The following is a 26,421-nucleotide window of genomic DNA, read 5'->3' on the forward strand; positions in this document are numbered from 1 at the left end:
ACAAAAAAAAGACGAACGGCAACCGTTCGTCTTCTTCCCTCACTTCACTTCTTCATGCTCCTGAACAGCATGTCGTTTACTGGCGATAAAGAGTGCAACGGTCATGGCTAGAATGGTCAGCGCCCACCAGAAGGTCGATACAGCCTCTTTATGATCGATGATAATCAAACGGATGACGGCTGTGATGCCAATATAAATAAAATAGCGAAGCGGAAAATGAAAGTTTGATTTAAAGTACTTAATAATTAAGGCAATAAACTCAAAGTACATAAAGAAGATCAGCAGCTCACCAAGCATTTCATAATAGCTTTCTCCTTTGTTGACCACATTCTTGTAGACAAATTGGACAATATACCAAGTTTCACTAATTAAGAGGACGCTTAAAGCAAGGGCTAGAAAGAACAGACAGATATTCAGAAGACCTTGCAAGAGATCGGGTACTTTTTGGAAGTTGTTGAATCGTTTCATTAGATTGTCTCTCCATTCCATGTTATTCATTTGTCATCTATATTTTGATGTGCCAGAAGCGCAGCACGATGTAGTAAACATCGTTCTTTTCCATCTTTTCAAACTGCCCGTGCATGCGGGTCATCATTCGTTTTATGCTTCGTTCACCAAGTCCAGTGCTTTCCTGCGTGCCATTTGTCTCTTTTATCGCATTGCTGACATGGATCTCAAACATTTCTTGATCGGATAGAAAGGTGAAATTGATGTCTTTTTTCGGATCGGCGTATTTCAGTATGTTGGACATCAGATTATCAAACACTCGGCCAAGTTCCTCGACATTCACGTTGATATAGCTGTCAGGAAGCTCTCCTAAAAGATGAACCTTGAATGTCTCTTGCTGCAAGATCGCCACCTGATCTGATAAAAGATCGTAAATGACCTCTTTGACTGCAACGGTCTCAAGCTCAGGTTCTTGTTCTTTATCAAGTAGAAAATAGGCAAACAGATTATCAGACAGATTTTTCAATTGCAATGCTTTCTCATAAGCACTTGCTATATATTGATCTTTACGGGGATCCGCTCCAGCCTCCTCTTTTTTCGCAAACTCCAGGTTCATCATGAGCGACGTCAGCGGTGTTCTCATATCGTGTGACATTTCGGTCACCAGACTGCGACTCTCTTCTTGCAACTCGTCAATGGCTTGGAGCTTGTCCAGAAAAGCTTTACGAAGATCCTCAATACTTTTGGCAATCATCGCTAATTCATCATGCCCTTTTACCGTCATCTCATAGTCTAGCTCGCCGCCTTCAAGAATATGAATGTCTTGGTGAATCGTTTGCAGATAGCGTAAACTTTTGCGAATGCCAAGCAGAACAATGAGGAGAAAAATAAGCGTCGCCCCGAGCAGCTCGAGTGTAAAGGCAAGATCGTGGTAGCGAGATGAATAGAAACCATCCACCATGACGCGACCTTCACCGTCGCTAAACTGAACTGGATACGAATGATGCTCAGCGTACTGGGTCACCTTTTCTTTTCCATACGCCGATTCATCAGCAGCCGAATAGATGGAGTCATATTGCAGCACTTCATCCTTGAAGATGGTCAAATTAATGTAATTCTCTTTTTTTACCCACTCACCAAACGCTTTTCGGTCTGTTGAAGACAGCTCATTCTCAGACACATAGTGGCTGAATTTTTGAATATACCTGGCTGACTCCTCCTCGTAATACTCGTCCGAACTCAAGTATCCATCAATGAGGTCATTGGTGATCTTTTGCAGCGTCAAAAAGACAAGTCCACTCACGACCGTAGCTGTCAAAATCAATAGTGCTAGCTTTTTGGCTAGTGTATATTTACGATGTGCCAAATCGGTATCCTCTTCCCCATTCTGTTTTGATATATACAGGACGTGCAGGATCATCTTCAATTTTGGCACGCAGCTTTCGAATATGCACCATCACCGTATTGTTGGAACAATAGAAATAAGGCTGTCCCCATACACTCTCATAAATATTTTGGGCTGAAAAGATTTTGTTTCGCCTGCTCATGAGCAGCTTCAACATACGATATTCTAAATCAGACAGCTTGAGTTGTTGATTTCCTTTCCACACTTCATTAAATTCTTCGCTCACCCTCAGCTTGCCCCCAACAAGAAACGTTTCTTCCTGTTCCTTCTTTTCCTGATAGACGGTGTACCTGCGTAATTGTGCAATCACTCTAGCATGAAGCTCCTCTTGTGAAAAAGGTTTTGTCATATAATCATCCCCGCCGGCAAGTAAGCCTTCGGTTTTATCGAATGTACTTGATTTGGCTGTTAGAAATAGAATCGGGACATTAGAAGAGGCTCTCATCTGCTGGCACGTTTCAATGCCTGATATGCCTGGCATCATCACATCCAAAATCACCAAATCGAGCGAATCGTCCACAAACTTCAATGCTTGCTCGCCATTCATCGCTCTTTGCACCTCATATCCAGCACGTGTAAGGGATTCCTGCAAAAGGTCTCCAATATCTTGATCATCTTCTACGATTAATATTCGATGCGTCATGTCTCTCTCACCTCATGATACGTGATGTACTTTCTTTTATGTCTTTACTATATATCATCTAGCTATGTGAAAAGATACAGCATAAACCTTAACAGTTTATGAATTTGCCCCTCTGCCATCAATTCGTCACATTTATTTTCAAAATATTGGATCTTCATAAATTGTTAAGAATTGGACCGTATATTGATTCATTGTAGGGATCGATGAATTGATTCGAATGACATTTTTATCATAACAAGAAAAGGAGCATGGATATGAATACAAACAAAGTAGCACACGCGATGAATTTGAAGGATCGGGTTCATTTCTTAGACATCGTACGGGGATTTGCCTTAATGGGAATTATTTTGGTCAATTACTTTTTAATCGTGGATTCGGCGAAGGGGTTCGATATGGAATCAAATGATGTCTTTCATAACTTAGTGAATTGGTTTGCCTCTGGGAAATTCATTACGTTGTTCTCCTTCCTATTCGGGGTTGGGTTTATGATTTTTATGGATCGAGCTGCTCAGAAGGTGGACAGTCCGAACAAGCTGTTTGCCCGCAGATTAACCATTCTCTTAGGGTTTGGCCTTCTGCATTTAACTTTTGTTTGGATTGGTGATATTTTGGCCTATTATGCAGTTGCTGGCTTTTTATTGCTTTTCTTTTACAAACGCACAGCCAAAACCATCCGAAACTGGCTGATCACACTCTTTGTGATTCAATTGCTCACACCCTTTTTCACAATGCTGCTCAATACCATCAGTTCAGGATCATCAGGCAAGCCGGACTTTGCCGATTTTGAATTAATCAGCCACAACAGTCTGACTTATTTAGCATCTATTGGTGACCGGTGGGCAGATATGGTGACAATGGCTTCCAGTTCATTTTTCACTGTCTATTCCATGTTCTTCATGTTTTTACTTGGTGTGTATTTTGTGAAAATGGAGTTTTTCAAAAACATGGAGGCGAAAAAAGCAATTTGGAATCGCATTTGGATCATCTGTACAATCGCTTTTCTCATCACTCAAAGCAGTACGATCATAGTAGCGATCAATCCTTTTGAACATACACTCTGGGTGAACATTGCCACTGCCCTTGAACAAAACGGAGGACTAACTGGCAGTATGTTTTATATGAGTACACTTGCGATGCTGTTTCTGCACGTTCCTCAGCTGCGAGGTGCTTTGATGGTCTTTACAAAAGTCGGACGGATGTCCCTGACCTGTTACTTGCTTCACTCGATCATTGGAACCTTGCTATTTCTAAAGTATGGAGCGGGGCTTGTCGATCATCTTCAGCCGGCTGGTACGTTTTTCATGGCTATTGGCGTGTATGTCTTCCTTGTGCTTTTCAGTACGTTTTGGTTAAAGCGGTTTAAGTATGGACCGATGGAATTTATTTGGCGTCAGCTGACGTATGGGAAGGTCAATGACAGATCGAAAACCAATACATTTCATGCGGCGAAGTAAAAGAAAAAAGGCGAATGGCTACAGTTCGCCTTTTTTAATATGTTAAGTTTGTGATTCAGAGACAATCCGTTCACTTTCAATACTGCTCAATCATTTCTTGTAATTGAGTCAAATAACTCTCTTTTAATTCATCTGGGTATTCAATTTTCACATGCTTCCCAAATGAGATCAAATAGTGAGTCATATACGATAATTCTTCTTGGTTGTACCCACCCATAATATATGGAGTATCATCAATGATCTCCAATCTCATATTCGGGTAATGATTCTTCAAAAACTTTTCTTTTCCTTGTTCCGTTAATCGACATTTAAATGAGATGTCATGATAAGTTTTTTCGTACTCGAGCTGCAGTGCTTTTAATTCTTCCTTCGTAAAGGTGTCTCTGCCTTCTTCAATGATCAAGTCCTTCATAAAGTCACATCTATAGATGTCCCACTTTTTATTTTGAACATCATATGCTTTGGTGAACCAAATCCCATTTCGATAAAACAACTCAAGAAATTGCAGCCTGATCCTTTTATTTTCATATTGCGTGTACGTCATCTTCACGATTTGATCTTCCATCATCGCCTGTAAAATCAATTCCAAATGATTTTGTTCACTAACTGGTGCGACATTATAGTAATGAATCACATCCAAAGTCTCTGTGATCATTTGTTTTCTCTCATCAGACATTGTGGCAAACAGCTTTTGCCGAATTTGTGAGTAGGACTTTTTAAATGGTGTTGCTGACACCAGGTCTAGCGCTTTAAGCGCGAAAAAAATAGCTTGAACTTCATCGGTATTGAAATAAATAGGGACCATTGGAGATTGTTTCACCAGTCGATATCCTCCATGTCTGCCATTTTCAACGTAAAAAGCTAAGCCCATGGACTCTAGCTCTTCCATATCTCTCAAAGCCGTACGTTTCGATATGCCAAATTCGGTTTCTAAATCCTTTAATTGAAATGAGTATTTATCACTTAAAAAAATAAGCTCTTGGTTTAATCGTTCTGATTTTTTCATTTGAATTTCCTTTTAAAAAAGGTGACATGTTTTGTCACCTTTATATTTTATACTCAGTTTATCAAAAGAAAAGGAGCATGTATATGCAAACATTAATCATTAACGCGCACCCTGATTTCACTCATCGAGAAAGTTATTCAAACAAACTGCAAACACTATTTTTAGAACAGTTTAAAGAAAGATACCCTCATGATGAACCAACCATTTTACATTTACATGAAACTGAAATTCCTCGTATCGAAAAAGACCAGCTGTTACGTATTTGGAATAAGCAAGCATCTGAACAAACATTAACAGCTACCGAAGAAAACATCGCTGCTGCTTCATCTGCTTTATTGGCTCAATTCAAAGCACATCATCGAATCGTCATTGTGTCACCTGTTCATAATTTCAATGTGACGTCACGTATGAAAGATTATATAGATAATATTTTTATTGCGAGAGAAACGTTTAAATATACAGAAAATGGTTCAGTTGGTCTGATGACTGACGATTATCGTGTACTTTTGCTTCAAGCAAGTGGCTCAATTTTCACAAATAACGATCGATACACACCTCTGGAATTTTCACATTACTACCTAAAAGAAATATTCCAAAACTTGATGGGCTTTCAACAATTTCATATTGTCCGAGCACAAGGAACAGCGATTTTAGAGGAAGAAACGATCTTGACATCTGCAACTGACGATTTGTCTAAAGCCTTTGATGCGTTTTACCAGCCTAGCGGGATGTAAGCAAAACAAAAAGACCAAAAACGTTTGATATCACGTTTTTGGTCTTTTTTTATTAACCGATTGAACCTTCCATTTCAAACTTAATCAAACGGTTCATTTCAACGGCATATTCCATTGGTAGTTCTTTTGTGAATGGTTCGATGAAGCCCATGACGATCATTTCTGTTGCTTCTTCTTCAGAAATTCCGCGGCTCATCAAGTAGAATAGCTGCTCTTCTGATACTTTTGAAACCTTGGCTTCGTGCTCTAATGAAATGTTGTCGTTTAAGATTTCATTGTAAGGAATCGTATCAGATGTTGATTTGTTATCCATGATGAGTGTGTCACACTCGATGTTTGAGCGTGCACCTTCTGCTTTACGTCCGAAGTGAACGATTCCGCGGTATGTGACTTTACCGCCTTGTTTGGAAATCGATTTCGATACGATCGTTGAAGATGTGTTTGGTGCAAGGTGAATCATTTTTGCACCTGCATCTTGGTGCTGACCTTTACCTGCTAGGGCAATACTTAATGTCATACCACGTGCGCCTTCACCTTTTAAGATGACTGCTGGGTATTTCATTGTCAGCTTAGAACCGATGTTTCCATCAATCCATTCCATTGTCGCATTTTCTTCACATACTGTACGTTTCGTCACAAGGTTGAAAACGTTGTTTGCCCAGTTTTGAATCGTTGTATAACGGCAGTAGCCGCCTTTTTTCACGACGATTTCAACAACCGCACTGTGAAGTGAGTTTGTTGTGTAAACTGGTGCTGTACAGCCTTCTACGTAATGCACATGTGCGCCTTCATCAACGATGATCAGTGTACGCTCGAACTGACCCATGTTTTCAGAGTTGATACGGAAGTATGCTTGAAGTGGTGTATCTACTTTGACGCCCTTCGGTACGTAGATAAATGAACCACCAGACCATACAGCCGAGTTAAGCGCAGCAAATTTGTTGTCAGTCGGAGGAATGACTTTTGCCCAGTGCTCACGGAAGATGTCTTCGTTCTCTTTTAATGCGCTGTCTGTATCTTTAAACACAATGCCTAGATCTTCAAGGTCTTGCTTCATGTTGTGATACACAACTTCAGATTCATACTGAGCAGATACACCTGCTAAGTACTTTTGCTCTGCTTCAGGGATACCAAGCTTATCAAAGGTTTCTTTGATTTCTTCTGGTACTTCATCCCAAGAACGCTCAGAGCGCTCTGATGGCTTTACGTAGTACGTAATTTCATCAAAGTTTAATGCATTTAAATCTCCGCCCCATTGTGGCATCGGCATGTTGTAAAAGAGCTCAAGAGATTTCAAACGGAAGTCGAGCATCCACTGAGGCTCTTCTTTCATACGAGAAATTTCTTCAACGATCTCTTTTGTCAGTCCGCGCTCTGAACGGAAAATGGAAACGTCTTTATCAGAAAAGCCGTATTTATATTCACCAACATCTGGCATTTTTTTAGCCATCCATTTTCACTCCAATCTTATGATTTGCCGTTATCTTCGGCAGATGCGCCTTTTTCAAGCGCCTTCCAGGATAATGTTGCACATTTGATGCGGGCAGGGAATTTTGCCACTCCCTGCAGCGCCTCAATGTCACCAAGATCAATGGAATCGTCGTATTCTTTTCCTAGCATCATATCGGAGAAAATCTGAGACATTTTCAAAGCTGTTTCAATATCTTTCCCTTTAATCGCCTGCGTCATCATAGAGGCAGATGCCATCGAAATGGAGCATCCTTCTCCTTCAAATTTCGCATCCATGACTTTTTCGTCTTCGATTTTCATCGTGAGACGAATGCGGTCACCACACGTTGGGTTGTTCATATCGACGACAATGCTGTCGTTTAACACACCTTTGTTTCTCGGATTTTTATAATGATCCATAATCACTTGTCTATACAGTGTGTCTAAGTTTACATTAAAAGACATTCGTAAAATACTCCTTTGTCTTACGGAGCGCTGCAATGAGTTTGTCAATCTCTTCTTCTGTATTGTACAGATAGAAGCTTGCTCTTGCAGTCGCTGATACACCAAGCCATTTCATGAGCGGCTGTGCACAGTGGTGTCCAGCACGAATGGCGACACCTTCCGTATCCAGAACAGTCGACGCATCATGCGGATGGACGTCATCTAAATTAAACGTCACAAGCCCAGCTCGGTGCTGCGGTCCATAAACAGTCGCACCTTCAAGCTCCTTGAAGCGCTCAAGCGCATAAGTGGCAAGCTGATGCTCGTAACGGCTGACTTCCTCCATACCAATGTCATTTAAGAAATCAATCGCTTTTCCTAGTCCAACTGCTCCGGCAATAATCGGTGTTCCCGCTTCAAATTTCCACGGGAGCTCTTTCCAAGTAGAATCATACAGATCCACAAAGTCGATCATTTCACCGCCAAACTCAGCAGGCTCCATATTATTCAAAAGGTCCTTCTTCCCGTAAAGTACACCGATGCCAGTCGGTCCACACATTTTATGCCCAGAGAATGCGAAAAAGTCACAGTCTAGATCCTGAACGTCAATTTGCATGTGCGGCGTGCTTTGCGCACCATCGACGACAATGATTGCCCCATGATCATGGGCTATTTTGGCGATTTCTTTAATCGGGTTGATGGTTCCTAATACGTTTGAAACATGTGTGACAGCGACGATTTTCGTTTGATGTGTGATTGTTTGCTTCACATCTTCCAGCGATAGCGTGCCGTCTTCCTGTAACGGAATATATTTCAATGTGGCGCCAGTTGCTTTTGCTGCTTGCTGCCAAGGGATGATATTTGCATGGTGCTCCATGTGCGTAATGACAATCTCATCGCCTTCTTTGAGGTTTGCTCTAGCATAGCTGATCGCCACTGTGTTTAGTGCAGTTGTTGTCCCTCTAGTAAAAATAATTTCTTGGACAGATGAAGCACGGATGAATGCACGAACTTTCTCTCTCGCACCCTCGTATGCGTCCGTTGCTTTTGTGCCAAGGGTATGAACACCCCGGTGGACGTTCGAGTTGTAAGACCGGTAATACTCATTCATTGCATCCATGACCACTCTTGGTTTTTGAGAAGTCGCTGCACTGTCCAAATACACCAAATCATGTCCGTTCACTTGCTGATGAAGGATTGGAAATTGCTCACGAACGTCTTTGATATTCATTATTTTACTTTCCTTTCAATCACAGAAACGAGCTGCTTTTTAACTCCTTCAATCGGCAGTTCTTTGACGACTGGATTTAAGAAGCCATAAATCACAAGTCTTTCTGCATCTTCTTTGGAAATCCCGCGGCTCATGAGGTAATAGAGTTGAATTGGATCGACACGTCCAACAGAAGCAGCATGCCCTGCTGTTACATCATCTTCATCAATTAATAGAATTGGGTTTGCATCACCGCGTGCTTTCTCACTCAGCATGAGAACACGTGATTCCTGCTCGGCATTTGACTTCGTTGCGCCATGCTCGATTTTACCAATTCCGTTAAAGATAGAGGATGCTTGATCCTTCATCACACCATGCTTCAAGATATACCCCTCAGAGTTTTTACCGAAGTGGATGATGCTTGTTGTAAAGTTTTCCGTTTGATTCCCGCGGCCGACAACAACTGATTTTGTATCACCGAATGTCCCGTCGCCCATAAGCTTTGTGATGTTTTCAGACACGACGTCTCCATCATTCATAAGGCCAAGCGCCCATTCGATTTTACTGTCACGGCCACTTGCCATACCGCGTCTGTTCACATAGACTGTGACACCTTCTGAAAGGTTATCTACTGCGCCGTATGTGACGCGGGCATTAGCTCCCGTGAACACTTCGGACACGATATTGAAGATTGCTTCTTCAGGTTTTGCTGTACTAATGTAGTTTTCTACATATGTCACTGCACTATGATCGTCTGCTACGACGATGACATGATTGAACAAAGTCGTGTCGTCATTTTCATGCAGGTAGATGGCTTGAATTGGCGCTTCAAGTTCTACATTTTTTGGTACATAGAGGAAAGCTCCGCCATTGACTAAAGCAGCATGTAATGCTGTTAGTTTATGCTCATCTACTTTCACTGCATCCGTCATGAAGTATTTCTTCACTAGATCACCATGTTCGCGAAGCGCTGTATGAAGATCAGTGAAGATCACGCCTTTGTCTTTCGCTTCTGTTGAAAGAGACAAGTATGCTGGCGTTTGATCACGCTGAATGTAGACTGTCTTATCCGTGTCCTCTAAATCAATGAGAGATTTCACTTCTTCAGGAAGCTCTTCTAATGATCCAAATGGCGCACTTTCGACTGTGTGCTGTTTGAAATTGGTTAAATTCCATTTAGAAATATTCGTTTTGTCAGGCTTTGGCATTGGAAGGTCTTCTGCTTTTTCAAGAGCCTGTAAGCGAAGGGAACTCATCCATGCCGGTTCCTGATGCTTCTCGGAGAAGCTTTTGACATAATCTTGATCTACTGATAATTTCGTTTCTAATGTCATCAATAATCCTCCTAACGCTTACGCTTCTTGACCAACAGTTTCGTCTTCAATTCCTAACTCTTTTTTAATCCAGTCATAGCCTTCTGCTTCTAGACGTTGTGCAAGCTCTGGTCCGCCAGATTTCACGATACGTCCTTGCATCATGACATGAACGTGATCTGGTGTGATGTAGTTCAGTAGACGCTGATAGTGAGTGATCATTAAGCAGCCGAAGCTTTCGCCGCGCATTCTGTTAATTCCTTTAGAAACCACTTTCAACGCATCGATATCAAGACCAGAATCGATTTCATCAAGGATCGCAATTTTAGGTTCAATCATCATTAATTGAAGAATTTCATTGCGTTTTTTCTCTCCGCCTGAGAAACCTTCGTTTAGGTAGCGTTGCGCCATGTCTGGGTCCATTTCAAGGAACTCCATGTTTTCGTCCATTTTGCGGATGAATTTCATTAGAGAGATTTCATCGCCTTCTTCTCTGCGAGCGTTAATAGCAGAACGAAGGAAGTCCGCATTTGTCACACCACTAATTTCAGATGGGTATTGCATCGCAAGGAAAAGACCTGCTTGAGCGCGCTCATCTACTTCCATTTCAAGTACATCTTCGCCATCAAGCAAAATGCTACCTTTTGTTACTTCATATTTAGGGTGACCCATAATGGCAGCAGATAAAGTTGATTTACCTGTACCGTTTGGTCCCATTACTGCGTGGAATTCTCCACCTTTTATCTCGAGGTTTACACCCTTTAAGATTTCTTTCCCTTCAATCTCAACGTGCAAGTCCTTAATTGTTAATGTCGAAGCAGTCATATATCGATACCTCCAAAATAATCATTATTCTCAATTTATTCTCATTCTAATTTTATAACAAATTAAAACTGAATACAACACATTCACGATATGCGTGAGAGGATGCTCTCAAAATTCTAACAAAAAAAGCCGGTAGATAAAAGGATTTATGTCGAAAAGACTGTTTTCATAAAGAAAGGACGGGAATCTGTTCTCCCCGCCCCTTAGCTATTTAATAGCCTCGTATATTCATTTTTGCGAGCTGTCTTTTCTCATCTCGATAGGACTGCTCTCGTTTATATTCCACTTTCATCCGTAAGTCATGGTCTCTTTCGTACTCTGCATAGCTCATGCCATGAGCCTTATGCATGGCCTTTTCCATCTCGGCGGTATAATCCAATCCCAGTGTACTATGGTCCGAACAAATAATAAACCATTCCCTTCTTTGAGTGTAGCTTCATTGTATCAAAGACATGTGGCTTCACTCAAAAGGGATATGACGCGCTATGCTGGCATATTTTCTCACACAATCGGCTGAGAAGGACTCAACTCCCTGATATGGATAAATGCCATCTTATCCTTCCCTTAATGCGTCTGTCCTCCAAATTCGTCAATACATTGCTGAACAACTGTGATGCCTTGACTTAGTGCAGCACCGCCGCCGAACGCTGCCGCCACACTGACGACCTCTAGCAAATTCTCTTCTGTCGCGCCTTGGTCGAGCGCTCCCTTTGTATGATAAATCATGCAGTATTCATCCTGTGCATGAATACTGATGCCAAGGGCAATCATTTGTTTTTCCTTTTGCGTTAATGAATCGCTCTGAAAGCACTGCTCCGTGAATTCATTGAATTTCTTCCCAAACACCGGCATTTTCTTCTGAAATTCACCCATTGCCGTTTTATAATCAGTCAGTGATTGCTGCATGGATCCGCTCATATGCTGTTCATTCATCTTCATTCCATCCCTTCAGGTCATTTGTACATTTTTATTATGAGCGAGATTTGAAAAAATACACAAAAAAACCTCGCTTTGATGAAAGCGAGGTTAACACATTGTTATTCAGATACCGGTAGTACAGCACCGTCAAATTTTTTGTCGATGAATTCTTTGATTTTATCAGAGTGAAGAACTTCCATTAATGTCTTGATCTTATCTGATTTTTCTTCACCTTTGCGAACCGCCACGATGTTTGCATATGGGTTGTTCTTTGTTTGCTCAAGTTCAATTGAATCTTTTTTCGGATTCAATTTATTTTGAATCGCATAGTTGACGTTAATAAACACAGCATCGCCTTCACTGTTTTCATAAGCTTTCGCTGTTAGTTCAGGAGCGATTTTTTTGAACTTTAGGTTCTTCGGGTTTTCTTTGATGTTCTTTACTGTTGCGTTGATTGTATCAACTTTAGGATCAATCTTAATGACACCAGCATTTTGCAATAGTGCAAGCATACGGCCTTGTTCAGCCACGTTGTTTGTCATGATGATCGTTCCGCCGTTTGGAATATCTTTTACTGATTTGTATTTCTTAGAGTAGATACCGAAAGGCTCAAGGTGAACCGCACCAGCACTAACTAGGTTGTAATCTTTGTTTGATTTATTTTCTTCATTTAAGTAAGGGATATGTTGGAAAAAGTTTGCATCCACTTCTTTTTCAGCTAACGCTTTGTTGTACATTTTATAATCACTAAGTACTTTCACTTTTAGATCGTAGCCTTTTTCTTTTAGAAGTGGTTTTGCTTCTTCAAGAATTTCGGCATGTGGTGTTTTTGAAGCGGCAACCGTAATGGTTTTGCTATCACTTGCGTTATTAGATGAACCGCATGCAGCTAAGATGCCTGCAAATGCTAGAAATAGTGCACTTAAAATCAATTTCTTCATGAATAAATCCTCCCTTATCGTTTATCAATTTTATTTGTAATCAAATCACCGATTATTTGAATAATAAAGACGATGATGAGAATAAACACAGTGGCAACAAGTGTGACATCTGTATTACCAGATTGGTATCCTTCCACATAAGCAAGGTCACCAAGTCCGCCTGCTCCAATTGCACCTGCAATCGCAGTTGAGCCAATTAAAGCAATCGCTGTTACGGTAATACCTGAAATGAGGGCTGGCAATGATTCTGGCAGCAATACTTTGAAAATGATGGTCGACGTTTTCGCTCCCATTGACCGTGCTGCTTCAATGACTCCTTTGTCTACCTCACGCAGTGCAATTTCGACAAGACGTGCATAGAATGGAGCTGACCCAATGACAAGGGCAGGGAGTGCTGCATTTGGACCTAGAATTGTATGCATTAAGAATTTCGTGAACCCTAATAAAAGAATAATTAAGATGATAAAAGGAATCGATCTGAAAATGTTGACGACTGCACCGATGACAGCATTGATCGGTTTATTTTCCCAAAGACCGCCTTTTCCTGTAAGGAAGAGCAGGAGTCCTAGGATAATCCCGATTGCAAAAGCAAATGCCAATGAAATGAGTGTCATGTACACCGTTTCACCCGTTGCATTCCAAATCACATCTAGGTCAACGTTCGGAAACCATTTCTCAAACATGTGTCATCACCTCAATTTCAACCTGTTTACTTTGGATATAGGCGATGGCTTTTTCAACCTCGGTCTCTTCTCCATTAATATGGATAAAGAGTGTTCCAAACGCGCCTTCCTGCGTTTGAGAAATCTTTCCTTGAAGGATGTTTACATCGACCTTGAAGGATCGAATGATTTCAGTGATGAGCGGTTGCTCGGCAGAATCGCCAATAAAGGACAACCGTACGACCTGACCTTCTTTTACACGCTCTAAGACGTGCTCGATTGTTTCTTTCGCTTCCTCTGGTTCAGCAAGCTGCTGTACAAATCGCTTCGTCATCTCTTCCTTCGGCTGTCTGAAGACGCGTAATACTTCGCCTTCTTCGACAATGCGTCCATTTTCCATGACCGCGACGCGATGACAAATTTTGCGAATGACGTGCATTTCGTGTGTGATGAGCACAATTGTCAGCCCTAAACGTTTATTGATATCCGCTAAAAGATCAAGGATAGAATCCGTTGTTTGCGGATCAAGCGCTGATGTTGCTTCGTCACAAAGAAGAACCTTTGGATCATTTGCTAATGCTCTCGCAATCCCCACACGCTGCTTTTGTCCGCCGCTAAGCTGAGACGGATACGCATTTTCTTTTCCTTCTAGACCGACTAATTTAATCAGTTCATTCGCACGCTCTCTCCGTTTCGATGTAGGTACACCTGCGATCTCAAGCGGGAACATAATATTTTGTCTCACTGTTCTTGACCAAAGTAGGTTAAAGTGCTGGAAAATCATGCTGATTTCTTGTCTTGCTTTCCGAAGTTTCGCATTCGATACTTCATTGATCCGGTTGCCTGCCACTTCAACAATTCCTGCTGTTGGCAGCTCCAGACCGTTTAATAGGCGAATAAGCGAGCTTTTTCCGGCACCGCTATACCCGATAATTCCGAATATTTCACCTTTACCAATATCCAAGTTGACGTCTTTCACGGCATCAACATTTCCGCTTTTTGAGTGGTACGTTTTTGATACATTCTGTAAATGGATCACAGTCTGTTCACCTGCTTTCTTGCTGAATCTATAGGTTGCCATCACATACGTTATTTATTCTTCCTGCTGTAATGCTTCGCGCCTGACGTGAGGTCAGTAAAAAAGACCTAACTGCAATGCAAGCAGAAAGGCCTTTTATGTTCAATACGCCTTTCTCTCATCTTTCAAAGCATTGCGGCTTTGAGTGAATTGGCACCAATTTCAGCTATGCTGACGGTTGCCGGGTTTCATAGGGCACGTCCCTCCACCTCTCTTAATAAGAGAAAATATGTTGTTTTATGTGATGTTCATGTTTTTACTAACGTAGAATATCATGCCACCCGAGATATGTCAACGCTGTAAATCGCTAATTTCCAAGTAAACGACTAAGTTATCATTTTTCGAAAAAAACCGTTCGTCAGCCAAAGTACCGCCTCTAGTCTTAGGAGCGCACGGAATGACCCTTTTACTTTCACTTGTCCCCTGCTAATTAACTGCTGTAAGGACATATCTCCATCTAATAATTGAAGTATTTCTTTTCTCTCACCATAAAAGATGAGATCCGATAACTCAATTGCAGGTAGTTTCTTCACTTCACCACGCTCATCCACAATCAATGTACAAGAGTCAGTTTCCGCCTCAAATGTAATCTTCAAGGATGATGATGAGAGCAGCGGTTTTAGCAATAATCGCTGCCCTGTGTTTCCATGGGTTTTCACTTTTTCCACATGTATAACCTCCCTGTCATTTGGTTATACATAACATTTCTCTACAAACATTCGCTTGTCCTTTATAAATAACTCGACAAATTTTCAGATGAATTGCTTGAAATATGACAAAAAACCGCTTTATTTAGCGGTTTCAATCATTTCATGAAGATATGGTACGGAGTGAAAGGCATAGCCTTTTTGCACCAGCTCACCTTTTTTAAACAGTAGAAAGCAAGGAACGCTTTCGATCTCAAAAGCCTTCGCAAAGCCTGGTGAGTAGTTTAAGTTATTTTCATAAAAAGGTACATCCGGCTGCATGGTGTCTACGACAGCCAGCATTTTCTTTGCCAGCTGACATGTTCCGCAAAACGGTGTATATAAGTATAAAAGAAATAAATCGTCCTTTATCTCCTTGAATTCGTATTCTTCAATCTCTTTCATATACGTCCACCCTCATAAATATTTCGAATGAACATCAATGTTTGCAGCTAATAGGATAGATGCAATGTGGGCTGACGGTGAAGCGGCCACTTCGCGGTACGTTCTGTCGACAAAAAGATGAAATGCTTCAGGGAATTCTTTTCGAAATTGCTTCCGCAGTTTGTCGCCTGCATCGTCACTGTCTGCTAATATGTAAACGTCTTTCCCCAATAATTCGTCTACGAGCTGATCCAGCTTCGATGTACTGATCGTGCCATTGGTGCAAATGATGGTAACAGGTTCACTTATGACTTCTTTTAGCTTTTGTTTGTCTGTTTTACCTTCTACAATGATGACCTTTTCTACCTCTACATTCATCACGATCACCCGGCCCTTTTGACGTTGTTCACTTCTCCCTTAGATTACAATTTTTCATTCAGGTTGTAAAGATTGGGCGCTTGCACTAAAAAGACTGCAGCTTATGCTCACTGCAGCCTCATCTGTGATTAGCACCAGCCATTTTCATCATCACAGTCTACATATTTTTCTGTTCCGTGGGTCAATGTATCCGTCAGACGATAAAAACGATTTTGCTCATAGGAATAACCTGATTTTAACTCATATTGGTTTTCACTAATCATCGTGCCAATCTCTTCATTTTGATGATACAGCACCATGCCGCTTTCTTTGAATCGTCCAGTGACATGATCTGTTATATCCACATGTTCTTTTTGAAAAGACAAATTGGACACCCCCCCATAAAGGTAGAGTGTCCAATTTCACGTGAATTAGTCTTCTTTTGTCATTTCTTCATATTGCTCAGCAGTCATCAAGTTCTCAATTTCAGATGTATCAGCTGGCTCTACCACGATCATCCATGCTTTTTCGTATGGAGAGTCGTTGACGAATTCAGGGCTGTCATCCAGCTCATCGTTCACTTCGACGATTGTACCGTTGATCGGTGCGTAAAGCTCAGAAACTGTTTTCACTGATTCTACACTTCCGAAAGGCTCGTCCGCTGTAATTTTGTCTCCTACTTCAGGAAGCTCAACGAACACGATATCGCCTAGCTCAGATTGAGCAAAATGCGTAATACCGATACGCACCTTATCTCCTTCTACTTTGACCCATTCATGTTCTTCTGAATAACGTAAATCTTTTGGTGTGCTCATTCAATACCCCTCCAGTCTTTTCTTTCAATCTATATTGAAGATACCACAATCTGAATGAAAGTTACATCATTTCCAGACGCTTTTAAATGTATCTTCATTAAATCCAACTGTGACTCGTTTACCGTCTGTTGTAATCGGGCGCTTGATCAGCATTCCGTTAGATGCGAGTAATTCTAGCTGCTCGCCTTCTGACATTGCAGGAAGTTGATCTTTCAGCTGTAGCTCTCGGTATTTCTGTCCGCTTGTATTAAAGAACTTCTTCAGCTCTAAGCCACTTTTTTCGTAAAGCGCTTTTAATGTTTCTTTATCAGGCGTCTCTTCGACGATATGTATGCTGTTGATATCTTTATTGTGTTCTTCCAGCCATTTTTTTGCTTTTCGGCATGTACCGCAAGATGGGTATTCATAAAAATCTAAAGCCACTATTTTCACCTCCTGCAAGTAGTGAGAACATTTTATCACAAAATATTTTAAAAACCTAAATGTATGCTTACAAAAAGGTGCGGAGTGATACCCGCACCTTTTCAGCCGTCTTATACGATATATTTCTCTGCTTCAAAGATTCGTTTCGCCACTTCGCGCTTTTTGGCGATGACATTGATCGGGGTGAATCTTGTCAGTTTGCGAAGAGCTGACAGACTCATGCGGAGTGCATCTCCTTCTTCCATCGCGATCAAGGATTCTTTTGCATGAGCTTCAATTTTTAAGAAGGCTTCCTGCGTGAAAATTTGTGTGTAAGCAAGCTTTTGAGTATTCTTATCTAGCCCTGATGCAGCGATTGCCTTTTCAGTACGCAGAATCGCCGATTCAGCAGCAAAAATTTCATTGACGATATCCGCTATGTTCACAAGAATCTCTTGCTCTTTGTCTAATGCTTTTCCATACTTCATCGCCGCCATTCCAGATACCATTAAGGCGATCTTTTTCGCATGGGCGAGCAAGTATTTTTCTTGATCGAGCGGCTGATCACCTGGCTCTTCCGGCATCATCATCATGAGCTCTTCCTGTAAGGTTTGCGCCTTTTGAAGCAGCGGAAGCTCTCCCTTCATCGCTTTCTTCAAGAATGTGCCTGGTACAAGCAGACGGTTGATTTCGTTAGTCCCTTCAAAAATACGGTTAATCCGCGAGTCACGATAGGCTCTTTCGACCTCGTATTCTTGCATGAATCCATATCCGCCGTGAATCTGCAAGCCCTCATCCGCTATATAGTCTAAAGTTTCAGAGCCAAGTACTTTACAAAGAGAGCATTCAATCGCATATTCTGCAATGGACTGGGCAATTTGTTTGCCATCCTTTTGCTCTTCTTCACTTAATAGACCCATGCGCTGTTCAAATAATCCGACTGTGCGGTAAACAGCACTTTCCATCGCATAGAGCTTTGCCGACATGTTGGCTACTTTTTCACCAATTAAGCTAAATCGAGAAATTGGCGTTTGGAATTGCTTACGTTGGTTTGCATATTCTGCCGATAATTGAATGACACGTTTTGACGCACCAACTGTTCCGACAGCCAGCTTGTAGCGTCCGATATTCAAAATGTTAAAGGCAATGACATGACCTCTGCCAGCCTCACCTAGTAAATTCTCCTTCGGCACTTGAGCATCTTCGAGAATTAACGTTCTTGTCGATGAACCTTTAATGCCCATCTTTTTCTCTTCAGGTCCCGTTTTGACACCTGGAAAATCCTTTTCTACGATAAAAGCAGAGAAGTGTTCACCATCAATTTTCGCATATACGACAAAGACGTCGGCAAATGCGGAGTTTGTGATCCACTGTTTTTCCCCATTCAGCACATAATGAGTTCCGGCTTCATTTAAGACCGCAGTTGTCTTTGCTCCAAGGGCGTCAGAGCCTGATCCTGGCTCAGTGAGGGCGTACGCTGCAATTGTTTCTCCAGAAGCGAGTCCAGGAAGATATGTTTCCTTTTGCGCTTGATTTCCAAACAGCACGATTGGCAGAGACCCAATGCCGACATGGGCGCCATAGGAAAGCGAGAAGCTCCCTGCTCTGGAAAATTTCTCGGTAATAATGGCTGAACTGATTTTATCTAATCCGAGCCCGCCGAATTCTTCAGGCACGTCAGCTCCTAGCAGCCCAAGCTCTCCAGCCTTTTTGAGAAGCCTGACAGAATGCTCAAATTCATGGTTTTCAATTTGATCTATATATGGAACAACGTCTTGTAAAATATAATCCTCTGTTGTCTTTCCAATCATTTGATGCTCATCAGAGAAATCCTCTGGTGTAAAGATATGCTCATAATTCGTCTCATCAATTAAGAAGCTTCCACCCTTTTTTACCTCTTCCATTGCTTTCATTCTGTTTTCCCCCTTTAGATCAATTCAAAAATTCCTGCTGCTCCCATGCCCCCGCCGATACACATTGTGACGATGCCAAATTGCTCGTTTCGCCGCTTCATTTCATGAATGAGTGACAGTGTCAGTTTTGTTCCTGTACAGCCGAGCGGATGTCCTAGCGCGATTGCCCCGCCATTGACATTCACTTTCTCTTCATCAATCCCTAAATGACGAATAACTTGAATGGCCTGAGAGGCAAACGCTTCGTTTAATTCAAACAGCCCGATATCCTTCAGCTCAAGTCCAGCGATTTTCAGCGCACGCGGAATGGCTTCAATTGGACCGATTCCCATCACCTCAGGCGGTACACCGCCAACAGCAAACGCCCGAAACTTGGCGAGCGGACGAAGGGAAAGTGAGGATGCTTTCTCACGATCCATCATCATCACACACGCAGCACCGTCACTTGTTTGTGAAGAGTTTCCTGCGGTCACCGTGCCTTTTGTCGAGAAAGCCGGACGCAAAGTAGAAAGAATCTCTTCCGTTGTCCCTGCTCTCACGCCTTCATCCTGTGAAAACTTAAATTGATGTTCTTCTAATTGATATTGCTCCCCTACCCGCCGCTCTGTTACATCAACGGAGACAATTTCATCTGAAAATTTTCCTTCCTGTAATGCTTTGGCTGCCTTTTGATGACTTCTTACCGCAAAGGCGTCCTGATCTTGACGTGTGACCTGATACTTTTGCGCCACCTGCTCTGCCGTGTGCCCCATGCTCATATAGTATTCAGGCGCTTGTTCTGCCAATTGAGCATTCGGACGAATGGAATGACCCATCATCGGCACCTGTGACATCGATTCGACTCCTCCAGCTAAGATCGTTTCTGCCTGACCGAGCATAATCCGCTCACCTGCATAAGCGATTGACTGAAGACCAGATGAGCAGTAGCGGTTGATGGTGATGGCAGGTACTGTATACGGAAGTCCTGCTAACGCCCCAATATTCCGAGCCACATTTAACCCCTGCTCTGCTTCTGGTGTTGCACATCCGATGATCAAATCATCTATCTGTCCGTCGTAATCACCAGCACGCTTTAATGTTTCTTTTACACACAACGCGCCCATATCATCAGGTCGAACATGTTTTAACGATCCTTTTTTCGCCTTCCCTACTGGTGTTCTCGCGCCAGCGACAATGACTGCTTCTCTCATTTTGACTCCCCCTTAGTTACGTAAAGGTTTTCCTTTGACGAGCATGTGCTGCATGCGTGCTTGTGATTTCACTTCTCCTACAAGACTTAAAAAGGCTTCCCTTTCAAGCTCTAATAAGTATTGCTCCTCTACCTCTGTTCCAAATGGCAGTTTCCCGCCGGAAATAACATGAGCTAATTTTTTAACTATGGTCATGTCATGCTCTGAAATGTATCCAGACAGTCTCATATTTTCAGCAGCCAATATCATCGCTGCATAGCCTGTTTCTCCCATGACGGGCACCTTTTGCGTAAGCGGCGCACGATAACCCGATTCATCAAGAGAGAGCACGAGTTGTTTCGCATCATAGATCAGGTGGTCTCCGTTCATGCTGATTCGGTCACTCGCGCGCAGCATGTTCATATCCCGCGCTTCCTCTGCCGAAGTGGATACTTTCGCCATTGCAATTGTTTCAAATGTTTTCATCGTGGCGTCTTGTATAGCGGTCTGCGATGGCTTCGCTGATCCTTGCAGATGGCGAAGGTATAATTCTTTGTTTCCACCGCCGCCTGGAATCAGTCCAACTCCCGCTTCGACAAGACCCATGTATGCTTCACTCGACGCCTGAATAGCTGCTGCCGGCAGACAAACCTCTGTTCCGCCTCCAAGTGTCATACCAAACGGAGCAGCAACGACTGGACGGTCGCTATATTTCACCTTCATCATTGCCTGCTGGAAGCGGCGGATCACAAAGTCAATTTCAAAGAAATTATCGTCCTGAGCCTCCATTAAAATGAGAGCAAGGTTGGCACCAACACAGAAGTTCTTCCCTTGGTTTCCGATGACAAGCCCTCTATAATTCTGTTCCACCTCATCGACAGCGCGATTGATCATGTCAATGACATCTAGTCCAATGGCATTGCTTTTGGAGTGAAATTCGAGCAAGGCGACATCATCACCGATATCAATCAAGCTCGCACCAGCATTTTTGAAAATCACGCCGTTCTTCTTTTTCAATTTCGCTAAGGAAATATTCTTGTCGTTTCCTTTTTCCTGTTCGTAAGCCCCATTGTGATAAAACGCACGCTCTCCATCAGCATTTTCTTGATAGAATGTGTCGTGTCCTTCTGACAGCATGTCTTGCACCCACTGCGGGATGCTGTGACCTTCTGCTTCCATGCGCTCGACTGCTTTTTTCACACCAATTGCATCCCATAGCTCAAATGGACCGTGCTGCCAGCCAAATCCCCATTTCATTGCGTTATCGATGGACTGAATATCATCCGCAATTTCGCCTGTTAACTGAGCTGAGTAAAGGAGCACAGGTGCCGTCATGTTCCAGAGCAATTGTCCTGCACGACCATCTTGATAAATAAGCGCTTTCAATTTCGCTTTCGTTCCCTTTTGCTGCTTCGCCATCTCAATGCCTGGATCTTTCAGCTTCGTTCGTTCTCCGTATGTGAGCGTCACAGGGTCAAGTTCTAAAATGGTCTTCCCATTTTTTTGATAAAATCCTTGCCCTGCCTTGCTGCCAATCCATCCCTTTTCAAGCATTCTTTCAATAAACTCAGGCAGCTGGAAAATATCTTTTTCCTTTCCTTCTACTTGGTCATATACGTTGCGGGCTACATGGAAAAACGTGTCGATCCCTACGACATCAAGTGTACGGAAGGTCGCACTTTTCGGTCTTCCAATGAGGGGTCCTGTGACCGAATCCACCTCTCCAATGGTGTATTTGTTTTCAAGCATTTCACGCACTGTCACAAGGAGTCCATAAGTACCAATACGATTGGCAATAAAGTTCGGCGTATCTTTCGCTTCAACGACGCCTTTCCCAAGTACATCCTCGCCAAACGTTTTCATAAATTGAAGTACTTCTGGATCTGTTTCTTGAATAGGAATGATTTCTAAAAGCTTTAAATAACGAGCTGGGTTAAAAAAATGTGTGCCTAAGAAGTGGCGTTTAAAATCCTCTGATCGGCCTTCTGCCATTTTTTCAACCGAAATTCCGGATGTATTACTTGATACGATACTGCCTTCTTTGCGGTGTTCGTCGATGAGAGAGAATACGTGCTTTTTGATGCTGAGCTTTTCAGTAACGACTTCAATAATCCAGTCAGCGTCATGTAATAAGGAAAGGTGGTCTGTGAGATTTCCCGGTGTGATGTATGATAGGTTTTTTGCTGAAGTAAGAGGTGCTGGCTTTTGCTTTAATAATTTTTTCATCGCTTCTTGACTTAATCTATTCCGAACACTAGGGTGATCAAGCGTTCGCTTTTTTGCCGTTTCTTCCTTTGTCAGTTCGTTTGGCACAATATCTAGCAATGTGACTGGTATCCCGATATTGGCTAGATGCGCAGCAATGCCTGAGCCCATGACACCTGAACCAATGACAGCTGCCTTGCGAATATGTTTGCCCATAAATATCCCCCTAAACATTTTGAATGAACAGTCATTCATTTTTTGTCCAAAAAAAAGCAATGCCTCTTTCTTTATCTTAAAAGATTTTCCGAAACAGTTCAAGAGCGGATTTCAAAATTTTACACATTCTCATGTGCCTTATTTTACGGCGTATGAATTAAAGAGGAGAGGGCATTGTAAGAATGGAGGTGATGTCCACATGTCTCGTTTGAAGAAAAATCCATCGAAAGCAGGCGTAAGTGCTGCAAGTGTAAAAGGAAACGCAGGTCCATCACAGGAAGCAGACCTAGGCGGAAAAAAGACCAGTCAAAATCAGCAATATAAAAAGAATCAGTAAGGAAACAAAATTGTAAGGAGGAACACACCTTGAACAATCAGCAAATGAATATGCCCCCGCAAGTCATTTCAGTAAAGGATTCCTTGTACTTAGAGGATATGCTGAATTGGAACTTGATCGCTATGAAAAAGGCTCACTTTATGGCCGAGCATTGCCAGGACCAAACATTGAAACAAGAATTAAACCAAGTGGGCCAAATGCACCATCAGCATTACACACAAATTCTTCAGCATTTAGGCAGCTCAGGGCAAGGCCAGTCTACTGGCTTTATGCAATAGGAGGAAAAAAACATGGAACAACAAAACCAACAAAAAATCGGGAATCCTCAAACTCCGGTTCCCACGACAACAAACATGAATGATCGTGATTTTATCACAGATCTGCTGTCGACTGAGAAATATATGACAAGTGGATATAACACAGCGCTCAATGAATTCAGTCATGAATCTCTTTACCAAGATATTCAGCGAATTGCGCTAGAAACTCAGAAAACACAAAGACATTTATATGATGTCATGTTCCAATACGGCTGGTATTCTGTTGAAGCCGCTGAACAGCAAAAGCTCCAGCAGGCGCACCAGAAATTTCAGCAAACACTGACAGAACAATCTCCATACGGACCATCACAGATGTCATAAAGAAAAACTGCCAGTATGTAGCTGGCAGTTTTTTTAACGATCTTGATTCGCTCGATGAGCTTCGTTCATTTGTTTGATTCGCTGAATGGTTTCTTTGATTTCTTCCTTAGCCTCTGGATACGATTCATTAAAATGCTTTGCTAGAGGCGGCATGCTTTTTGCGATATGAGAGTAGATCACCCATTGTTTCACATCTTGTTTCAGTGCGTCTGTTGATTCGCCAAGCAGTAGCTCAGTATATTTCTCAAGCAAGCCTTCCAGCTTTTCATCTAGTTCATTTCCCATTGATCTTCCGCTCCTTTTTTCAGAAAAAAGCCTGACTCTGTACGTAACAGATGTCAGGCTTTTGACATATGATTATCTTGCAGCGAGAAATGTCTCCGCTTGCGCTTGCTGCACAATACAGCGTCCTCTTCCATGCGGAATACATAATGGAGTTCCGAATAAAGGATCTGTTGTCACTTGGCAGTTCATATCGAAAACATTTTTCACAAGATCACAATTAATGACCGTTTCTGGTCTTCCTTCTGCATAAATCGTCTTGTCTTTAATCGCTACAAGGTGATGAGCATATCTACATGCGAGATTCAGGTCATGAAGTACCATGACGATCGTGCGCTGCTCTTTTTCATTTAAGTCAAACAGAAGGTCGAGAATTTCAATTTGATGCGTCATATCTAAATACGTCGTCGGCTCATCTAACAAAATGATATCCGTCTCCTGCGCTAACGTCATCGCAATCCATGCACGCTGCCTTTGTCCACCTGATAATGAATCGACCGTTCGATCAGCGAGGTCTTCCATCTTTGTTGACTTCAGTGCACGATTCACTGCTTCTTCGTCTTGCTTTGACCACTGCTTCAGCCAATTTTGATAAGGATATCTGCCTTGCTTCACTAGCTGATGCACGGTTAATCCTTCTGGCGCTTCTGGTCCTTGCGGAAGAATAGCGAGCTGTTTCGCTACTTCCTTTGTTGGTAATTTGGCAATGGAATGACCTTCAAGCAGGACAGACCCACCCATTGGCTTCATGAGACGGGCCAAAGAGCGAAGTAGCGTGGATTTACCGCATCCATTGCTGCCAATAAATACTGTGATTTCACCCTTAGGGATTGATACATTTAGTTCATCTATGATCATTGTTTCTCCGTAGCCTAAGCTTAAACCTTCAGTAGAAATGGCACTCATTCCGCTCAAACGCTCCTTTTCTCATGCAAATTTTTTATATGAAATATCGTCTATATATAGACGCAAAAGATCACTTATCTCAATTTAGTGTATCAGATTTAAGTGATTTTGAAAATCATTTTCAATTAAAAAATGAGAAAGTTCCGTTTTACTTCTTCTTTTGGAATGTACGTTTGGTCCCATCTTCAAGCTTCATATCGACCTGAATTCGCTGATAATCATCGTCTAAATTAAAAGCAGCTAATAGCTCATTGACATACGTTTCATTGATCTTCGCACTAGGAATCGACATATCATTTAGCTTCATCTTCATCTCGCGTAAAGCTTCTTCACCTTCATAGCGGACACCGTTCATATGATCACGAATCAGTGCTTCTTCTTTTCCTTTCGCCTGACGATAGGTGGCTTCGTATAATTCGCTTTTCTGCCCGTATTGAACATGCAGGTGGAGATGCTCAAATGGAAGTTCCTTCATTTGAATCGCTGAGAGACTCTCTGCTTCTGCTTCCTTTGTTTGCTGGAGCGGCTCAATCGATTGGCAGCCAGACAGCATAAAAAGCAGCACTCCTATTTGTCCCGCCTTCTTCCAACACATCATGCGCTTCCTCCTATTTCTTATCATCGCTTTTTATTCTTCTCCATCCTTCTTTTCGTTATTCAATAAAAGAGCGGTCTATGGTAAATTGAAACAAAAAGGAGGTACGAGATGATGAAAAGGACAGCCATTGTAACTGGTGCCAATAGCGGCTTTGGCAAGCTCATCACGACTGGTCTCGCCAAGCAAGGCTATACAGTGATTGCAGGTGTCAGGCAGGAAGCCAATGCGAAAAAGCTTGCTGAAGAAATCGAGCAAGCCTCGTTAGCCGAAGCGATACATATTGAAGCATTAGATGTGACAGACACGCAGTCAATTCAAGCATTTCAGAAAAAGTTGCATACTTACGCCCCCATTACCTTGCTTGTCAACAATGCTGGAACAGCCTATGCGGGTTTTGCTGAAGAGGTTCCTGTTGACACGTACCGCCAGCAATTTGATGTCAATGTTTTCGGAGTCATGGAAGTGACACAAGCCGTCCTTCCGCTGATGACAAATGGTGCAAAGATATTCAATATGAGCAGCATCAGCGGATTAATGGGAATGCCCGCACTTTCTCCTTATGTATCCTCCAAGTTTGCTTTAGAGGGCTACACAGAGAGCTTGCGCATTGAACTGGCATCGTTCGGTATACAGGCAGCCTTGATCGAGCCAGGCTCTTTCCAAACGAATATTTGGAACACGTCTATGAACGAGCACATGTTGCAGCCAGAGGAAGGCTCGAAATACATTCACCTCTATCAAAAAATGATGGCCCATATCAATGCCCAGAAATCAAACTACGGGGACCCGCGTGAAGTCGCAGAGCTTGTGATTCGATTAGCCGAGAAGAAGCGGCTGAAAAAGCTGAGATATCCGATTGGGAAAGGAGTGCGGCTTTCATTCACAGCAAAGCAGCTCCTGCCTTGGAGCATGTGGGAAAAGATCATATTACGTACACTCTCTTCAAAAAAATAAGCATAAAAAAACAGGTAGACCTTTAACGTC

General features: G+C 42.3%; 32 protein-coding genes and 1 riboswitch. Of the genes, 6 read left to right on the top strand and 26 right to left on the bottom strand.

Annotated features, from left to right (window positions below):
• Window positions 1–39: 39 nt before the first annotated feature.
• The 3 genes from psiE to MHH54_RS15035 are packed head-to-tail and all read right to left on the bottom strand — an operon-like array spanning window position 40 to window position 2,495.
• The gene (gene psiE / locus MHH54_RS15025) at window positions 40–468 is read right to left on the bottom strand and encodes a phosphate-starvation-inducible protein PsiE (protein ID WP_003212694.1); all 429 of its coding nucleotides are present in this window, start codon (window positions 466–468) and stop codon (window positions 40–42) included.
• A 37-nt stretch (window positions 469–505) separates the two neighbouring features.
• Complete coding sequence (locus MHH54_RS15030) at window positions 506–1,813, bottom strand: HAMP domain-containing sensor histidine kinase (protein ID WP_003213249.1); 1,308 nt, start codon at window positions 1,811–1,813, stop codon at window positions 506–508.
• Window positions 1,800–2,495: a response regulator transcription factor gene (locus MHH54_RS15035; protein ID WP_003213710.1), complete on the bottom strand. Its 696-nt coding sequence runs from the start codon at window positions 2,493–2,495 to the stop codon at window positions 1,800–1,802. Before MHH54_RS15035 ends, MHH54_RS15030 begins: the two co-directional genes overlap by 14 nt.
• Window positions 2,496–2,749: 254 nt before the next feature.
• Here MHH54_RS15035 and MHH54_RS15040 point away from each other — a divergent pair, with 254 nt between their 5' ends.
• Window positions 2,750–3,949 (top strand): DUF418 domain-containing protein, encoded by a 1,200-nt coding sequence (locus tag MHH54_RS15040; protein WP_003213374.1) that lies wholly within the window; start codon window positions 2,750–2,752, stop codon window positions 3,947–3,949.
• Window positions 3,950–4,025: 76 nt separating this feature from the next.
• Here the strand turns inward: MHH54_RS15040 and MHH54_RS15045 are convergent, their stop codons facing one another.
• On the bottom strand, window positions 4,026–4,955 hold the full coding sequence (locus MHH54_RS15045; RefSeq protein WP_003213589.1) for a WYL domain-containing protein: 930 nt from the start codon (window positions 4,953–4,955) through the stop codon (window positions 4,026–4,028).
• Between the two features lie 83 nt (window positions 4,956–5,038).
• Here MHH54_RS15045 and MHH54_RS15050 point away from each other — a divergent pair, with 83 nt between their 5' ends.
• On the top strand, window positions 5,039–5,689 hold the full coding sequence (locus MHH54_RS15050; RefSeq protein WP_003212749.1) for an NAD(P)H-dependent oxidoreductase: 651 nt from the start codon (window positions 5,039–5,041) through the stop codon (window positions 5,687–5,689).
• A gap of 52 nt (window positions 5,690–5,741) precedes the next feature.
• Here the strand turns inward: MHH54_RS15050 and sufB are convergent, their stop codons facing one another.
• The 19 genes from sufB to MHH54_RS15145 form a co-directional block, all read right to left on the bottom strand.
• Complete coding sequence (gene sufB / locus MHH54_RS15055; RefSeq protein WP_003213112.1) at window positions 5,742–7,139, bottom strand: Fe-S cluster assembly protein SufB; 1,398 nt, start codon at window positions 7,137–7,139, stop codon at window positions 5,742–5,744.
• 17 nt (window positions 7,140–7,156) lie between these two features.
• Window positions 7,157–7,603 carry a Fe-S cluster assembly sulfur transfer protein SufU gene (gene sufU, locus MHH54_RS15060; protein ID WP_003212941.1) on the bottom strand — a complete coding sequence of 149 codons (447 nt, stop codon included), beginning with the start codon at window positions 7,601–7,603 and terminating at the stop codon, window positions 7,157–7,159.
• Window positions 7,593–8,813, bottom strand: coding sequence for a cysteine desulfurase (locus tag MHH54_RS15065; RefSeq protein ID WP_342500379.1), 1,221 nt, complete (start codon window positions 8,811–8,813; stop codon window positions 7,593–7,595). Before MHH54_RS15065 ends, sufU begins: the two co-directional genes overlap by 11 nt.
• Window positions 8,813–10,126 (bottom strand): Fe-S cluster assembly protein SufD, encoded by a 1,314-nt coding sequence (sufD, locus tag MHH54_RS15070; protein ID WP_003213450.1) that lies wholly within the window; start codon window positions 10,124–10,126, stop codon window positions 8,813–8,815. Before sufD ends, MHH54_RS15065 begins: the two co-directional genes overlap by 1 nt.
• An 18-nt stretch (window positions 10,127–10,144) precedes the next feature.
• Window positions 10,145–10,930 (bottom strand): Fe-S cluster assembly ATPase SufC, encoded by a 786-nt coding sequence (gene sufC / locus MHH54_RS15075; RefSeq protein ID WP_003213654.1) that lies wholly within the window; start codon window positions 10,928–10,930, stop codon window positions 10,145–10,147.
• A gap of 211 nt (window positions 10,931–11,141) precedes the next feature.
• Window positions 11,142–11,279 (bottom strand): hypothetical protein, encoded by a 138-nt coding sequence (locus MHH54_RS15080; protein WP_162839378.1) that lies wholly within the window; start codon window positions 11,277–11,279, stop codon window positions 11,142–11,144.
• A 215-nt stretch (window positions 11,280–11,494) separates the two neighbouring features.
• Window positions 11,495–11,863, bottom strand: a complete 369-nt coding sequence (locus MHH54_RS15085) for a carboxymuconolactone decarboxylase family protein (protein WP_003212803.1) — start codon at window positions 11,861–11,863, stop codon at window positions 11,495–11,497.
• 104 nt (window positions 11,864–11,967) lie between these two features.
• The gene (gene metQ / locus MHH54_RS15090) at window positions 11,968–12,789 is read right to left on the bottom strand and encodes a methionine ABC transporter substrate-binding lipoprotein MetQ (RefSeq protein ID WP_342500380.1); all 822 of its coding nucleotides are present in this window, start codon (window positions 12,787–12,789) and stop codon (window positions 11,968–11,970) included.
• A gap of 14 nt (window positions 12,790–12,803) precedes the next feature.
• Window positions 12,804–13,472, bottom strand: coding sequence for a methionine ABC transporter permease (locus MHH54_RS15095; protein WP_003213651.1), 669 nt, complete (start codon window positions 13,470–13,472; stop codon window positions 12,804–12,806).
• The gene (locus MHH54_RS15100) at window positions 13,465–14,490 is read right to left on the bottom strand and encodes a methionine ABC transporter ATP-binding protein (protein ID WP_065098093.1); all 1,026 of its coding nucleotides are present in this window, start codon (window positions 14,488–14,490) and stop codon (window positions 13,465–13,467) included. The genes MHH54_RS15095 and MHH54_RS15100 overlap by 8 nt, the downstream gene beginning before the upstream one ends.
• 154 nt (window positions 14,491–14,644) lie before the next feature.
• A riboswitch (SAM riboswitch) is annotated at window positions 14,645–14,753 on the bottom strand.
• Window positions 14,754–14,855: 102 nt separating this feature from the next.
• A complete protein-coding gene (locus MHH54_RS15105) occupies window positions 14,856–15,197 on the bottom strand; it encodes an SCP2 sterol-binding domain-containing protein (RefSeq protein ID WP_003212918.1) in 342 nt (113 codons plus the stop codon).
• Window positions 15,198–15,317: 120 nt separating this feature from the next.
• Entirely contained in the window at window positions 15,318–15,620 is a 303-nt protein-coding gene (locus MHH54_RS15110) for a thioredoxin family protein (protein ID WP_342500381.1), read from the bottom strand.
• A 12-nt stretch (window positions 15,621–15,632) separates the two neighbouring features.
• Window positions 15,633–15,977 carry a toprim domain-containing protein gene (locus tag MHH54_RS15115; protein WP_003213068.1) on the bottom strand — a complete coding sequence of 115 codons (345 nt, stop codon included), beginning with the start codon at window positions 15,975–15,977 and terminating at the stop codon, window positions 15,633–15,635.
• A 128-nt stretch (window positions 15,978–16,105) separates the two neighbouring features.
• A complete protein-coding gene (locus tag MHH54_RS15120) occupies window positions 16,106–16,342 on the bottom strand; it encodes a YusG family protein (RefSeq protein WP_003212882.1) in 237 nt (78 codons plus the stop codon).
• A gap of 45 nt (window positions 16,343–16,387) precedes the next feature.
• Window positions 16,388–16,771 (bottom strand): glycine cleavage system protein GcvH, encoded by a 384-nt coding sequence (gcvH, locus tag MHH54_RS15125; RefSeq protein WP_003213614.1) that lies wholly within the window; start codon window positions 16,769–16,771, stop codon window positions 16,388–16,390.
• Window positions 16,772–16,837: 66 nt separating this feature from the next.
• The gene (locus tag MHH54_RS15130) at window positions 16,838–17,194 is read right to left on the bottom strand and encodes an arsenate reductase family protein (protein WP_003213086.1); all 357 of its coding nucleotides are present in this window, start codon (window positions 17,192–17,194) and stop codon (window positions 16,838–16,840) included.
• 110 nt (window positions 17,195–17,304) lie between these two features.
• Window positions 17,305–19,086, bottom strand: a complete 1,782-nt coding sequence (locus MHH54_RS15135) for an acyl-CoA dehydrogenase family protein (protein WP_342500382.1) — start codon at window positions 19,084–19,086, stop codon at window positions 17,305–17,307.
• A gap of 14 nt (window positions 19,087–19,100) precedes the next feature.
• Complete coding sequence (locus MHH54_RS15140; protein WP_342500383.1) at window positions 19,101–20,276, bottom strand: acetyl-CoA C-acetyltransferase; 1,176 nt, start codon at window positions 20,274–20,276, stop codon at window positions 19,101–19,103.
• Window positions 20,277–20,288: 12 nt separating this feature from the next.
• The gene (locus tag MHH54_RS15145; RefSeq protein ID WP_106032224.1) at window positions 20,289–22,676 is read right to left on the bottom strand and encodes a 3-hydroxyacyl-CoA dehydrogenase/enoyl-CoA hydratase family protein; all 2,388 of its coding nucleotides are present in this window, start codon (window positions 22,674–22,676) and stop codon (window positions 20,289–20,291) included.
• Between the two features lie 199 nt (window positions 22,677–22,875).
• On the opposite strand from MHH54_RS15145, the gene MHH54_RS15150 reads away from it, so the two are divergent.
• The 3 genes from MHH54_RS15150 to MHH54_RS15160 are packed head-to-tail and all read left to right on the top strand — an operon-like array spanning window position 22,876 to window position 23,651.
• On the top strand, window positions 22,876–23,013 hold the full coding sequence (locus MHH54_RS15150; RefSeq protein ID WP_003212904.1) for a YuzL family protein: 138 nt from the start codon (window positions 22,876–22,878) through the stop codon (window positions 23,011–23,013).
• A 44-nt stretch (window positions 23,014–23,057) separates the two neighbouring features.
• The gene (locus tag MHH54_RS15155; protein ID WP_223250686.1) at window positions 23,058–23,291 is read left to right on the top strand and encodes a hypothetical protein; all 234 of its coding nucleotides are present in this window, start codon (window positions 23,058–23,060) and stop codon (window positions 23,289–23,291) included.
• Between the two features lie 12 nt (window positions 23,292–23,303).
• Entirely contained in the window at window positions 23,304–23,651 is a 348-nt protein-coding gene (locus MHH54_RS15160; protein ID WP_003213219.1) for a spore coat protein, read from the top strand.
• Window positions 23,652–23,684: 33 nt separating this feature from the next.
• On the opposite strand, the gene MHH54_RS15165 is transcribed toward MHH54_RS15160, so the two are convergent.
• The 3 genes from MHH54_RS15165 to MHH54_RS15175 form a co-directional block, all read right to left on the bottom strand.
• Window positions 23,685–23,936 (bottom strand): YusU family protein, encoded by a 252-nt coding sequence (locus MHH54_RS15165; RefSeq protein WP_003213733.1) that lies wholly within the window; start codon window positions 23,934–23,936, stop codon window positions 23,685–23,687.
• Between the two features lie 72 nt (window positions 23,937–24,008).
• A complete protein-coding gene (locus tag MHH54_RS15170; RefSeq protein WP_003213584.1) occupies window positions 24,009–24,839 on the bottom strand; it encodes an ABC transporter ATP-binding protein in 831 nt (276 codons plus the stop codon).
• A gap of 148 nt (window positions 24,840–24,987) precedes the next feature.
• Entirely contained in the window at window positions 24,988–25,434 is a 447-nt protein-coding gene (locus MHH54_RS15175) for a YusW family protein (RefSeq protein WP_189282639.1), read from the bottom strand.
• A 114-nt stretch (window positions 25,435–25,548) separates the two neighbouring features.
• Here MHH54_RS15175 and MHH54_RS15180 point away from each other — a divergent pair, with 114 nt between their 5' ends.
• On the top strand, window positions 25,549–26,391 hold the full coding sequence (locus MHH54_RS15180) for an oxidoreductase (RefSeq protein WP_080550309.1): 843 nt from the start codon (window positions 25,549–25,551) through the stop codon (window positions 26,389–26,391).
• Window positions 26,392–26,421: the final 30 nt, after the last annotated feature.

The organism is Bacillus sp. FSL K6-4563 (assembly GCF_038630405.1).
Taxonomy (GTDB): Bacteria; Bacillota; Bacilli; order Bacillales; family Bacillaceae; genus Bacillus; species Bacillus pumilus.